Source organism: Mesorhizobium sp. f-mel (assembly GCF_053850215.1).
Genome location: NZ_JBSPTO010000002.1, coordinates 223,370 through 235,392, shown reverse-complemented (window position 1 = coordinate 235,392; position 12,023 = coordinate 223,370). Strand labels below are relative to the sequence as shown.

Below are 12,023 nucleotides of genomic sequence, written 5' to 3'. Positions count from 1 at the left end.
ATGACCCACCGTATTCTGATCCTCGGCGGAACCACCGAAGCCCGGCAACTGGCGGGAAAGCTGGTCGCGCGCACCGATGTGTCGCTCACGCTGTCGCTGGCCGGCCGCACCGAAAATCCTGTCGCGCAAGACGTGCCCACCCGTACGGGTGGTTTCGGTGGTGCCGCCGGGCTGGCGGCATTTCTGCGCGAGACCCACATCGACCTGCTGATCGACGCCACGCATCCCTATGCGGCGCAAATCTCCGCCAATGCCACGGAAGCGGCGCATGAGGCCGGCGTGCCGATCATTGCGCTCAGGCGCCCGGGCTGGGAGCCTGCCGAAGGCGACCGGTGGACGCTGGTCGACAGTGTTGCCAGCGCGGTGACGGCGCTGGGGTCGGCTCCACGCCACGTTTTCCTGGCGCTCGGGCGGCAGGAGGTCGCCGCTTTTGAGGCCGCACCCCAACATCACTATCTTATCCGCAGCGTCGATCCGGTCGAGCCAAGGCTCGCTGTGCCCGATGCGACCTATCTCTTGGCGCGCGGGCCGTTCCGGGAAGCCGACGAACGTGCACTGCTTCTGGAACACCGCATCGACGTCGTCGTTTCCAAGAACAGCGGCGGCGAGGCGACCTACGGCAAGATCGCCGCAGCGCGGGCGCTCGGCATCGAGGTGGTCATGATCCGTAGGTCGACGCTGCCGGATGTCCCGTCGGCGGAAACCGTCGAAGCGCTTAACGCGATGGTCGATCATTTTCTGGTCAGTCATTTTCTTGGGCCCGCCGCCGAACGCGGCGTGTAGACCAGCGCCGGTTTTTCGCCGCGCTTGATGATCCTGGTTTCCGGCGAGCCGATGATGATGCAGGTCGCCATGTCGGCCTTTTCCGCATCGGCTTCCGCCAGCAAAAACACCTCGATGCGCTCGTCGGGACGGCCGGCGGCGCGGCCGAAGACGACCGGCGTGGTGCCGGGCAAGATCGCCGTGAGGCATTCGAAGGCGCGGCCAAGCTGCCAGGGGCGCGCCTTGCTGATCGGATTGTAGAGCGCGATGACGAAGCCAGCGCCCGCCGCCGCCAGCAGCCGCAGCTCGATCAGGTCCCAGGGTTTTAGATTGTCGGACAACGAGATGGCGCAGAAATCATGGCCGAGCGGTGCACCGATGCGGGCAGCGACCGCGAGCATTGCGGTGATGCCCGGCAGCATCGTGACGTCAACGGCACGCCATTCGGCCGGGCCGGCCTCGATCGCCTCGCAGACGGCCGCTGCCATGGCAAAGACGCCGGGGTCGCCGCCCGAGACGACGGCGACAGCGTGGCCCTGCGCAGCCTTTACCAGCGCGTCCCTGGCGCGGGACAGCTCCTCGCGATTGTCCGAGGCGACGCGGGTCTGGTCGTGGCGCAGATCGAGCCGGTCGAGATAGGGCTTGTAGCCGTAGAAGAATTTTGCCTCGGCGACGGCGCGGCTTGCCTCCGGCGTCACCTGGTCGGCATTGCCTGGTCCGAGGCCGATGACGGTCAGGCGGCCGCTCATGTTTCGGCTCCCAATGCGGCGGGCCGGCCTGACCAGCCGGCCACCAGCACGATGGCGAAGTAGGGCGCCTTGTCGTCCTGCTTGTCGGCCAGCCGCATCGAAACGCCGCCCGGCATGGTGCCGCGCTCGACATAGACGGCGCGCGCCAGCTTGTCGGTCGCTTCCAGTGCACGCCTGATCTTGGGCAGGTTACGGCCGACCTTCATGATGACGGCGGCATCGGTGTCGGCGAGGCGGCGGGTCAGCTCGAATTCGCTCATCGTGCCCGGCAGCACGGTCAATACATCGTCGCCCTGGACGATCGGCGTTCCGGTCGCCGACCAGCAGCCGGACATGGCGGTGACGCCGGGAATGACCTCGGTCGGGAAGCGGTGCGCCAGCCTGACATGCAGATGCATGTAGGAGCCGTAGAACAGCGGGTCGCCTTCCGAAAGCACCGCGACCATCCTGCCGGCGCTGAGATGCACGGCGACCTTTTCGGCCGACTCTTCGTAGAAATCCGCTATCTGCGACCGGTAATCGCTGTGCTCCTTGTCGATTTCGGTGGTCACGGGATACAGCAGAGGCAACTCTATCAAATCAGGACGAAAATGCGCGCCGACGATGGCACGCGCATTGCTGTTGTTGCCGCGCTTGGCGAAATGCGCGACCACGTCGGCCTCGGTCAGCGCGCGCACGGCCTTGAGCGTCAGCAGCTCGGGGTCGCCGGGACCGGTGCCGACGCCAATAAGCCTGCCTTTTGCAATCGCGTTCACAGACCCGGCCTCGCCAGTGCGTTGAGTGCGGCGGCCGTCATGGCGCTGCCGCCAAGCCTGCCGCGCACGATCGCGTAGGGCACGCCATAGGAATTCTCGGCCAGCGCATCCTTCGATTCGGCAGCACCGACGAAACCGACCGGCATGCCGATGATAACAGCCGGTTTCGGCGCGCCGTCGCGCAATCTTTCCAGCAGGTAGAAAAGTGCTGTCGGCGCATTGCCGATGGCGACGACCGAACCGGCCATGCGTTCGCCCCACAGGTCTATGGCTGCAGCGGAGCGTGTGTTGCCGATCTTTTTCGCGATGTCAGGCGTTTGCGGATCGCGCAGCGTGCAGATCACCTCGTTACCGGCCGGCAGCCGGCCGCGGGTGACACCGTGCGAGACCATCTCCGCGTCGCAGAAGATCGGCGCGCCACCCGCCAAAGCCGTGCGTGCGGCGGCGACGAAATCACTGGAAAAAACAAAGTGCCTGCTGGCCTCGACTTGGCCGCAGGCATGGATCATGCGGATGGCGACATCGGCCTCGGCATCGGAAAAGCGCGACAGGTCGGCCTCGGCGCGAATGATGGCGAAGGAGCGCTCATAGATGGCCGTGCCGTCATGGATATAGTCGTAGGCGGCCATGTTTATTCCTGTCGATAGAGTTCGGCGATACCGGCCGCGCCAAGCCTTGTCAGGCAGGCGGCGGTGGTATCGCCTCGAAGTCGTGCTTCGCGGATCGCTGCCGCAATGCGGCCAACGCCGCGCGCGGCGTCATAGCCTGGCCTGTATCCGGCAGGAAGGGCCTTTGCCGTCCCGTCCACGACAAGACCGGCTCCGTTTTCGCCGCCGACCAGCGTCAGCGCCGCCGGGCCGGGATGCGCGCAGCCCTTGGCGCAGCCGGAAATATGAAGCGTGAGCGAGGAGTCGAGGATGTCGCGGTCTTCCGCAGCGATGGTCTCGGCGATGTCGCGCGTCGCGATCCGGCCGGAGGCGCAGGCCGGCGCACCGGGGCAAGCGGCGATCCTGGTGCGCGGATCAGCAGCGTCGGTGACGAAGCCGAGGGTGGCGGCGGCATCTCTCAGGGAAGTGCAGCCGGACAACTGAAGACCAAGGAATAGCAGCGCGCGGCCCGGCGCCAGGCGAACTTCGATGGCGCCAAGGGCGAAGGCCTGTTGTATGAGGTCGATGAGTTTTTGCGCCGGCATGCTGCCGAAGGGCAGGCCGATGCCGAGGGCGGTTGCATCACCGCCGAGAGGGAATAGGCCGATTGGCGAAGGAGCTGGCGCGGCCGTGAGAGGAAGGCGATCCTTCGCGGGCGCGAAGGAATGCCAACTGGCGAGAGATGTTAGCTGCCTCTCCGACAAATCCCTTGCATGGGCTTCACGGCCTTTTTCGGCAACCATTCTCAGAATCGCGACGGCGATATCACGCGCCGCATCTTCCTCTACCATGACGAGCGGCGTCGCATTCTGCCTGTCGCCGGCAACGGCTACCAGCCACTGGACACCCGCATCAATCCGCATCGCAGCCAGCCTGACATCGGCCGAGACCGCATCCATGGTCAGCCGCCCGCCGCCATCGACGATTACCGAAACCTTCGGCCCGAGGCGCTGTACCAGCCCGGCGTCCTCGATTGCCGCCCGAATCCGCTCCGCCAGCGGGCGCGGATCGGCGATCTCTTCGGGATCGAGCCCCGCAAGCGGCCCGGTCTCGACCGGCACGCCGGTGCGTACGGCGATACCCATTGCATCGACCTCCACCGCCAGCAGCCGGGCGCTTGCCGGCGTCAGGCCGCGTATCTGCAGGCTACCACGTGCGGTCACTTCCATGATGCCGTTGCCATGCCGCAAGGCGGATTCACCGAGTCCGAGCAAGGACTTCGGCGAGAGTCCTCCGGCGACCGGATTGAGCCGCACCAGACGCCCGTCGCCGGTCTGCATCGACGCGGACAAAGCGGGGCAGGCACCGCGACGTGAGAAGGCGTTCATGCGGCCACCCCCAGCGCCTGGGCCTCGGCGATCAGTGCGGCGAGATCGTCATCGATGGAATTGCGCAGCGGATGCCAGAGACCGCGCCTCCGCGCCGACAGAAACCGCTCGGCGATCACCTTCGCGGCGGAAGGGTTCTCGCGCAAGATGAAGGCGCGAACCACGGGATCGCCGAGATAGGCGTCGTGCACGACCTCGATCAGCGTGCCCGATATGGCATGGGTGGTCTCAGCGAAGCCGACCAGCCGGTCGACCGTTTCGGCGAATTCCGAAGCACCACGCGGCCCATGGCGCATCTGGCCGGCAATGAAGCGCGGGTTTACGGCCCGCGCCCGCACGACGCGGGACACCGCCTCGCCAACGGAGCGCGGCTTCGGCTTTTGCGCGTCCGTGGTGTCGAGGACGATCACGTCCGCGTTCTTGCCGAGTGCGGCTAGTGCTGCCGAAAAGCCGCCGATGAAGGCGACATCGGCGGAGCCTTCGAGAATGTCACGGCCAGGGTCGTCTCCGGTATGGACGAGAAGGTCGGCCTCGGCGATACGATCCTCGAATGCCCCGGGCGCCGAAATCCCTTCGCCCTCGGCGCCGCCATAGGCATGCGAGGTGGCGTCGAGATAGGCGCGGCCGATCTCCTCGCGCGCGGCCCAGTCGCCGCTCGACAGCAACTGCTCGACGCCGGCGCCGTAGGTGCCGGGCGAGGTGCCGAAAATGCGCGGGCTGATCTTCCCATCCGCGCGGGTTTTTGCCGCAAGCGGGTTTTCGGACGCGTTTTCGTCACGGGCCGCGACAGCAGTCGCGGCAGCGTCGATCAGGGCGATCTGGGTCGGGAACATGTCGCGAAACAGGCCTGATATGCGCCAGGTAACGTCGACGCGCGGGCGGCCAAGCGTGGCCGGCGGCAGCACCTCGATGCCGGTGACGCGGCCGGTGGCAGAATCCCATTGCGGCCGGCAGCCCATCAGCGCCAGGCCTTGCGCGATCTCCTCGCCGCCGGTGCGCAGCGACGCCGAGCCCCAGAGGTCGATGACCAGCGAACGCGGCCAGTCGCCATGCGATTGCATGTAGCTGCGCAAGACCTCGTCGGACGCCGCCCTGCCGAGATCGAAGGACGTCGGCGTCGGCATGGTGCGTGGATCTGATGTGAACAGATTGCGGCCGGTTGGCAGCACATCGCGTCGGCCACGCGCCGGGGCACCGGCAGGGCCGGCGGCGACATGGCGGCCGTCGAGGGCGGCGAGGAGCGCTGCTTTCTCAGCCGCCGCACTTTGCTTGCGCAAAGGATCGGTTTCGCCCCCGGGCGAGCGGCCATAGATGTGCAGGCCGTCCTTGATGGCGAAATCCTTCAGGTCGCAGAGCCAGGCGTCGATGCGGCGCAGCGCTTCGTCGGGAGCGTCGGTTCCGGCGACGCCAGCTTCGGAGGCGAGGCCGGTCGTTTGCGCGGTTTCGACGATCAGTTTCGCCAGGCGATCGCGGCGGCGGCGGTCGAGCCCGTCGGCCTGGGCATATTCGTCGACCAGCCGTTCAAGCTGGTGCTGGCTCTCATCCAGCCCGGCGCCGGTCAGCGGCGGCGGCAGATGGCCAAGCGTTACGGCGGCAATGCGCCGCTTGGCCTGTGCTGCCTCTCCCGGGTTGGAGACGATGAACGGGTAGATGACGGGCAGGGGGCCAGTCACGATCTCGGGAAAACAGTTTTCGCTGAGCGCAACGGTCTTGCCGGGCAGCCATTCCAGTGTGCCGTGGGCGCCGACATGGATGAGGGCATGGACACCGACCGATTTGCGCAGCCAAAGACCGAAGGCGATCAACGCATGGCGCGGCGGTAATGTCGGGTCGTGGTAGTCGGCGCGGCGGTCGAGTGAGCGCCCACGGTCAGGCGCAAGCGCCACGGTGATGTTGCCGAAGCTGGCGGCGCGGAAGGGGAAATTTGCGGTGGTGGGCGCTTGAACACCCCCCTCTGTCCTGCCGGGCATGTCCGGCAGGACAGAGGGGGGTGCGTCGCACAAACCTGTCTCATCTGCCGCATTCCCCCACGCGGCCGTCACGGCAGCTATTGCCTCAGCCGGCAATTCCGTCGAAAGGTCGAGATAGTCCCCTAGTCCCAATCCACCTTCGCTGCGCTCCAGCATCTTCAGCAACGCGCGCGGCGTTTGCGGAATCTCTTCAACGGCGTAGCCCTGTTCGCTCAAGTCGTGCAGCATTGCCAGCACGCTGGACGGCACGTCGAGGCCGACGGCGTAGCCGGTGCGGCCGGGTGCGCTCGGATAGTCGGGGATCAGGATGGCGAGCTTGCGTTCCGCGCGCGGCGTGCGCTGCAGGCGGATGAAGGCTTGGACACGGTTCGCCACCTGCGCGACGCGGTCCGGCTCCGGCCGGTTGGCGAAGGCGCGGAAGGCCAGTGCCGGGTCGGTTTCGCTCTCGCCTTTGAAGGAAATGGCGCCGGCCAGAATGCGGCCGTCGAGCTCCGGCAATACGACATGCATGGCGAGGTCGGCGGGCGCCAGCCCGCGCTGATTGTTTTGCCAGATGTCACGACGAGTCGTCGCGACGATGACCTGGAAGACCGGCACGCCGGCGCGGTCGAACAGGGTTTCGACGCCGGGCTCGGCGCCGGAGGCGAAAGCCGTCGCGGTGATGATCGCGGCAGGGTTGAGCGCTGCGAGCGCGGTTTCGACGAAGGCGAGCGATGCTGGGTCCTTGAGGCTGGAGACGAAGATGGGGACGGGGGCCATTCCGCGCGCGCTCAGCGCCTCAAAAAGAGCGTCGATGGGCGCGACATCGGCGGCGAGCAGCATCGAGCGATAGAACAGGATGGGAATGACAGGCGCGGCGTATCCCTCCCCCTCGAGGGGAGGGTGGCCCGCAGGGCCGGGTGGGGTCGTTGCGGCAGTGCGCGACGTTTCTTTCTGTCGAAGCGCTTCAGGGTGTCGGCGCACTTCAGAGAGGACCCCACCCCCGGCCTGCGGCCGGACCCTCCCCTCGAGGGGGAGGGGGACGACACCGCGTCCCGGCTCATAATAGCCCGCCTTCGGCACGCTGACCGGCTCCGCGACCGCCATGTCCGATCCCGCCAGCCGGGCCAGCCGATGCACCAGCGCTGTCATGTTGGCCGGGCCGCCCTCGCGAAAATAGTTGAGCAGACCGTCGAGCTCTTCGCGGGGCAGCGTCGAGCATTCGATCAGCCGCAGATCCTCGTCGTGGCTCTCGCCGGGCAGCAGCGCCAGTTTTATGCCGCGTGCGCGCGCGGTCGAGGCAAGCTGGTCGCAGCCATAGCGCCACCAGTCATAGCCGCCGAGAATGCGAACCAAAATAACCCTGGCGTGGCGGGCGACGCTGTCGATCCAGAGGTCGACGGACATGGGATGGCGCAGGTCGCGTAAAGCCGCAAGGCGCATCGACGGCAGGCGATCCGCATCCGTTTTCCACGCCGCCGCCAGCCCGGCCAGATCGCTGTCGGTGAAGGACAGCGCCACGACATCCGCAGGCGTCTGCCTGAGATCAACGGGCTCGGCGAGATCGTCGAGCGAGGCGGATGTTGTGGTGAGGATGTGCATCGCGGCTCGTGCCTGGGGTCAGCCGGCGAGGATACGCTCGATGGCCGGGCGGTTCAGCCCTTTCAGACCGATGACGACGAGACGCGAACGGCGGTCGTCCTCAGCGGTCCAGGCGCGGTCGTAATAGTGATTGACGCGCGGACCGACAGCCTGCAGCAACAGCCGCATCGGCTTGCCGCCGACGTCGACGAAACCCTTGACGCGCAGCACGTTCTCTTCCTCCGCCGCCGTGGCGACACGCAAAGCCAGCTCATCGGGATTGGCGATCGACGGAATGTTGATGACGAAGGAATCGAAGTCGTCATGCTCGTGGTCGAGTTCGTCGTCGTGGTGGGTCTTGCGGTTCTCGATGTCGTCCTCGACGGCAAGGCCGAGGCCGAGCAGCACAGACGGATCGACCTTACCTTGCGAGGTCGGCACGATCTTGACGGCGCGCGCGGTGTGCTCGCCGATGATGGCATTGGCGCGGGCCGAACCGGCGGCGTCCATCAAGTCGCTCTTCGACAATATGATCAGGTCGGCGCAAGCGAGTTGGTCCTCGAACACCTCCTCGACCGGGTCGTCGTGGTCGAGCGTCTCGTCCTGAGCGCGCTGCGCCTGCAGGGCGTCCATGTCGTTGGCGACGCGGCCTTCGGCCAGCGCCGGTCCGTCGACCACGGCGACGACCCCGTCCACGGTCACCCGGCTCTTCACCGACGGCCACTGGAAGGCCTGGACCAGCGGCTTGGGCAGAGCCAGCCCAGAGGTTTCGATCAGGATATGGTCGACCTTCGGCGTCAGCGACAGGATCTGGTCGAGCGCCGGGACGAAATCGTCGGCGACGGTGCAGCAGATGCAGCCATTGGCCAGCTCGACGATATTTTCCTCGGGGCAGGTGTCGATGCCGCATCCCTTGAGGATCTCGCCGTCGATGCCGATGTCGCCGAACTCGTTGACGATGATGGCCAGCCGCTTGCCCCCGGCGTTTTCGAGCAGATGGCGGATCAGCGTCGTCTTGCCGGCGCCGAGGAAGCCGGTGACGACGGTGCAGGGCACGCGGGAGACGGAAGCGGTCATATCTGATCCTTCAAAAGGTCGAGGGGAGGGATGCGGGCGATGAGGCCGCGCTTCAGGCAATCGGGGCGGCCGCGCCACGGAATGAGGCCGTCCGTCGAGGTGGCGAAGAGCTTTGCGCCAGCGACGAGATCGGCGCCGCTTGTCGTGGTCAGGTCGCCGAAGACGTAGCTCCAGCAGCCGTCGCGCAGGATCGCGGCGCTCAGCCGGCGCTTGCAGTTGCCGAGGCATTCGACGCTGCGGATACGGATATTTTCGCCGGAGGCGGCGCGGCGCGTGTCTTCGGCCAACAATTCGCCGGCGCGGGGATGGGCGTCGGAGCCGGTCTCGTCACGGCAGGAGGCGCAGACAATCACCGTGATGCCGGCCAGGGGATCACTATCGGGCAATACGTCCGCTGTCTCAGCCGAAAAACTGCTGTCGCGTTCCAAATCAGGCTCCTTGCCCGGAAAACCCGCCAGGCGATCGGATTCTTTTGTCCTAGACGGCAGGTCTCCTGGCTCGCGCGTCATCGCCTTGGTGCCGCCTTCCCGGGACCGTCCCAGTGGTTTTCGGCCTTGGCTCGTCGCTTACAGTTGCGGGGACAGCCGCGGATTTGAAATCGGAATTTCGCACCGCATTCCCTCTTGGCTCCTCCCTTTGCCGAGAGGAGACCGTCTGGATTGGATTTAGGCCTGTGCAGGCAGTCGTGTCAACGCACGTCTACGATGCGGCAATGTTGGCGAGAGCCGAACCCAGGTCGCCGGCCGGAGTCACGTCGATGCGCTCCAATCCCAGCCAACCCTGCATCACCTTCAACTCCTCGAAGAGTTCGGCGGCGGTTTTCGGCGGGGCGCCGGGCTCGGCATAGGCGGCATGGACGCGCAGCACGCCGGCGGGGCGGTCGGCCTTGAGGTCGATGCGCGCCACGATCCTTTCGCCGAGCAGGAACGGCAGCACATAATAGCCGTACTGGCGCTTTTCGACGGGGGTGTAGATCTCGATGCGATAGCGGAAGTCGAACAGTCTTTCCGTGCGCGCCCGCTCGAAGACGACGGGATCGAACGGAGCGAGCAGCGCACGCGCCTTGATCTTGCGCGGAAAACGGGCGTCCTTGTAAAGATAGGCAGGCTTGTCCCAGCCTTCGACGCGTACGGGCAAAAGATCGCCGGCGTCGACTAGTTCCTCAATCCGGCCCTTGATGTCGGCTGGAGAGAGGCGGAAATAATCGCGCAGGTCGCCCGCCGTCGCGACCCCGTGGGCGCGGGCGGAAATGCGCAGCAATTCGCGGTGCGCATCCTCAGGGGAGGGCACTGGCAGGGCAAGTATCGCAGGCGGCAGCACGCGCTCCGGCAGATCGTAGAGCCGCTCGAAGCCACGACGCGACGCCGTGGTGATGCGGCCGGCCCAGAACAGCCATTCGAAAGCGTGCTTGGCATCGCTCCAGCCCCACCAGCCGCCCGAGCCTTTCTGGCCTTCCAGGGCGGAAGCGGCGATCGGGCCGCGTTGAACGACCTCGCGATAGATGTCTTCAATGTAGGCGGCGCGTTCGCGGCCCCACTTGGCCAGCCCGTTATACATTTCCTCGCCGCGCTCGGCCCGCTCCATGCGCCAGCGCATCAGTGGATAGGTCTCGACCGGCAGAAAGGAGGCTTCATGCGCCCAATATTCGAAGACTTTGCGCTTGCGCGTCACGGCGGCGTTGTCGAGCAGCGCAAGCGGGTAGGGGCCAAGCCGCGAATAGAGCGGCATATAGTGAGCACGCACCACCGCACTGACGGAATCGATCTGCAGCAGGCCGGTGCGGGCAAGGACGCGGGCCAGATGGCGGCGATCAGGCGTGCTGTTAGGGCGAGGATCGGCAAACCCCTGTGCGGCAAGCGCGATGCGCCGGGCCATGGCGAGCGAGATTTTTTCCTTCATGCAGACGGCACTCTGTTGGCGTTCGACCCAAGGTTTGGACGATGATTCCGCGCCATGCTAGCAGGGTTTTGGCGGCATCTATGTCAGGAGAGAAAACTGGAGTGAAAGTTGAAAGAAATCAAACAGGAGCGGATCGGACCAGTTTATCCGGATATGCCGTCCAGGCACCGTGTTTTGAACAAGGTTTGACTTGCTTCGCCGAAAGCGCTGCGCTAACCCTCGCCGCGTTGCAGCATAGAGCCTCCTAAAACGGTTCAGTGGTTAAACTGTCACGCTTCCGCAAGTGGGTCCGGTGCTGTAATCAGAGTGGATTGGCCGCCAACGGAAAGCTGCAGCATGAACGCATTGTTGAGTTCGTACCTGCCCATCGTCCTGTTCATCGGCGTGGCGCTGGTCGTCGGCCTGGCGCTGCTTGCCGCCCCCTTCCTGGTGGCCTTCCGCAACCCAGATCCGGAAAAGCTTTCCGCCTATGAGTGCGGCTTCAATTCGTTCGACGACGCCCGCATGAAGTTCGACATCCGCTTCTACCTGGTGTCGATCCTGTTCATCATCTTCGATCTGGAAGTGGCCTTCCTGTTCCCGTGGGCCGTGTCTTTCAGCCAGATCGGCATGCTCGGTTTCTGGTCGATGATGGTGTTTTTGGCGGTGCTGACCATCGGCTTTGCCTATGAATGGAAGAAAGGAGCGCTGGAATGGGATTGAGCGACAATTCCGGCACGCTCGTCGCGCCGAAGCCGAAGGGCATTCTCGACCCCAGCACCGGGAAGCCGGTGGGGGCGAATGATCCATTCTTCCTCGAGATCAACAACGAACTGGCCGACAAGGGTTTTCTCGTCACCTCCACCGAGGCGCTGATCACCTGGGCGCGCAGCGGCTCGCTGATGTTCATGACCTTTGGTCTCGCCTGTTGCGCGGTCGAAATGATTCACACCTCGATGCCGCGCTATGACTCGGAGAGGTTCGGTGTTGCTCCTCGCGCGTCTCCGCGCCAGTCCGACATCATGATCGTCGCCGGCACGCTGACCAACAAGATGGCGCCGGCGCTGCGCAAGGTCTACGACCAGATGCCGGAGCCGCGCTACGTCATCTCTATGGGCTCCTGCGCTAATGGCGGCGGCTACTATCATTATTCCTATTCGGTAGTGCGCGGATGCGACCGCGTCGTGCCGGTCGACATCTACGTGCCCGGCTGCCCGCCGAGTGCGGAAGCGCTGCTTTACGGCATTCTTCTCCTGCAGAAGAAGATCCGCCGCACCGGCACGATCGAACGGTGAGC

The 12,023-nt window shown here is 65.5% G+C and carries 11 protein-coding genes and 1 riboswitch; of the genes, 3 read left to right on the top strand and 8 right to left on the bottom strand.

Annotated elements, in window-relative coordinates; translation table 11 throughout:
- Complete coding sequence (locus ACWUKX_RS05170; RefSeq protein ID WP_456004528.1) at window positions 1–783, top strand: cobalt-precorrin-6A reductase; 783 nt, start codon at window positions 1–3, stop codon at window positions 781–783.
- Here the strand turns inward: ACWUKX_RS05170 and ACWUKX_RS05165 are convergent.
- The 8 genes from ACWUKX_RS05165 to ACWUKX_RS05130 form a co-directional block, all read right to left on the bottom strand.
- Window positions 747–1,511, bottom strand: a complete 765-nt coding sequence (locus ACWUKX_RS05165; RefSeq protein ID WP_456004526.1) for a precorrin-3B C(17)-methyltransferase — start codon at window positions 1,509–1,511, stop codon at window positions 747–749. The genes ACWUKX_RS05170 and ACWUKX_RS05165 overlap by 37 nt on opposite strands.
- A complete protein-coding gene (locus tag ACWUKX_RS05160) occupies window positions 1,508–2,266 on the bottom strand; it encodes a precorrin-2 C(20)-methyltransferase (protein ID WP_456004523.1) in 759 nt (252 codons plus the stop codon). Before ACWUKX_RS05160 ends, ACWUKX_RS05165 begins: the two co-directional genes overlap by 4 nt.
- Complete coding sequence (locus tag ACWUKX_RS05155; protein ID WP_456004521.1) at window positions 2,263–2,895, bottom strand: precorrin-8X methylmutase; 633 nt, start codon at window positions 2,893–2,895, stop codon at window positions 2,263–2,265. Before ACWUKX_RS05155 ends, ACWUKX_RS05160 begins: the two co-directional genes overlap by 4 nt.
- 2 nt (window positions 2,896–2,897) lie before the next feature.
- Window positions 2,898–4,241 (bottom strand): precorrin-3B synthase, encoded by a 1,344-nt coding sequence (cobG, locus tag ACWUKX_RS05150; RefSeq protein ID WP_456004518.1) that lies wholly within the window; start codon window positions 4,239–4,241, stop codon window positions 2,898–2,900.
- Entirely contained in the window at window positions 4,238–7,792 is a 3,555-nt protein-coding gene (cobN, locus tag ACWUKX_RS05145) for a cobaltochelatase subunit CobN (RefSeq protein WP_456004515.1), read from the bottom strand. The genes cobG and cobN overlap by 4 nt, the downstream gene beginning before the upstream one ends.
- A gap of 18 nt (window positions 7,793–7,810) precedes the next feature.
- Window positions 7,811–8,848, bottom strand: a complete 1,038-nt coding sequence (gene cobW, locus ACWUKX_RS05140; RefSeq protein ID WP_455841374.1) for a cobalamin biosynthesis protein CobW — start codon at window positions 8,846–8,848, stop codon at window positions 7,811–7,813.
- Window positions 8,845–9,276 (bottom strand): DUF1636 family protein, encoded by a 432-nt coding sequence (locus tag ACWUKX_RS05135; RefSeq protein WP_456004512.1) that lies wholly within the window; start codon window positions 9,274–9,276, stop codon window positions 8,845–8,847. The genes cobW and ACWUKX_RS05135 overlap by 4 nt, the downstream gene beginning before the upstream one ends.
- Before the next feature lie 38 nt (window positions 9,277–9,314).
- A riboswitch (cobalamin riboswitch) is annotated at window positions 9,315–9,518 on the bottom strand.
- Window positions 9,519–9,547: 29 nt separating this feature from the next.
- Window positions 9,548–10,747: a winged helix-turn-helix domain-containing protein gene (locus ACWUKX_RS05130; protein ID WP_456004509.1), complete on the bottom strand. Its 1,200-nt coding sequence runs from the start codon at window positions 10,745–10,747 to the stop codon at window positions 9,548–9,550.
- A gap of 336 nt (window positions 10,748–11,083) precedes the next feature.
- Here ACWUKX_RS05130 and ACWUKX_RS05125 point away from each other — a divergent pair, with 336 nt between their 5' ends.
- Window positions 11,084–11,449 carry an NADH-quinone oxidoreductase subunit A gene (locus ACWUKX_RS05125; protein WP_029352062.1) on the top strand — a complete coding sequence of 122 codons (366 nt, stop codon included), beginning with the start codon at window positions 11,084–11,086 and terminating at the stop codon, window positions 11,447–11,449.
- Entirely contained in the window at window positions 11,440–12,021 is a 582-nt protein-coding gene (locus tag ACWUKX_RS05120) for a NuoB/complex I 20 kDa subunit family protein (protein WP_027156092.1), read from the top strand. Before ACWUKX_RS05125 ends, ACWUKX_RS05120 begins: the two co-directional genes overlap by 10 nt.
- Window positions 12,022–12,023: the final 2 nt, after the last annotated feature.

Excerpts from the sequence above, each read along its gene's own strand:
- ACWUKX_RS05170 (WP_456004528.1), top strand. The coding sequence starts at position 1 with ATGACCCACCGTATTCTGATCCTCGGCGGAACCACCGAAGCCCGGCAA.
- ACWUKX_RS05165 (WP_456004526.1), bottom strand. The coding sequence starts at position 1,511 with ATGAGCGGCCGCCTGACCGTCATCGGCCTCGGACCAGGCAATGCCGAC.
- ACWUKX_RS05155 (WP_456004521.1), bottom strand. The coding sequence starts at position 2,895 with ATGGCCGCCTACGACTATATCCATGACGGCACGGCCATCTATGAGCGC.
- cobG (WP_456004518.1), bottom strand. The coding sequence starts at position 4,241 with ATGAACGCCTTCTCACGTCGCGGTGCCTGCCCCGCTTTGTCCGCGTCG.
- cobN (WP_456004515.1), bottom strand. The coding sequence starts at position 7,792 with ATGCACATCCTCACCACAACATCCGCCTCGCTCGACGATCTCGCCGAG.
- cobW (WP_455841374.1), bottom strand. The coding sequence starts at position 8,848 with ATGACCGCTTCCGTCTCCCGCGTGCCCTGCACCGTCGTCACCGGCTTC.
- ACWUKX_RS05130 (WP_456004509.1), bottom strand. The coding sequence starts at position 10,747 with ATGAAGGAAAAAATCTCGCTCGCCATGGCCCGGCGCATCGCGCTTGCC.
- ACWUKX_RS05125 (WP_029352062.1), top strand. The coding sequence starts at position 11,084 with ATGAACGCATTGTTGAGTTCGTACCTGCCCATCGTCCTGTTCATCGGC.
- ACWUKX_RS05120 (WP_027156092.1), top strand. The coding sequence starts at position 11,440 with ATGGGATTGAGCGACAATTCCGGCACGCTCGTCGCGCCGAAGCCGAAG.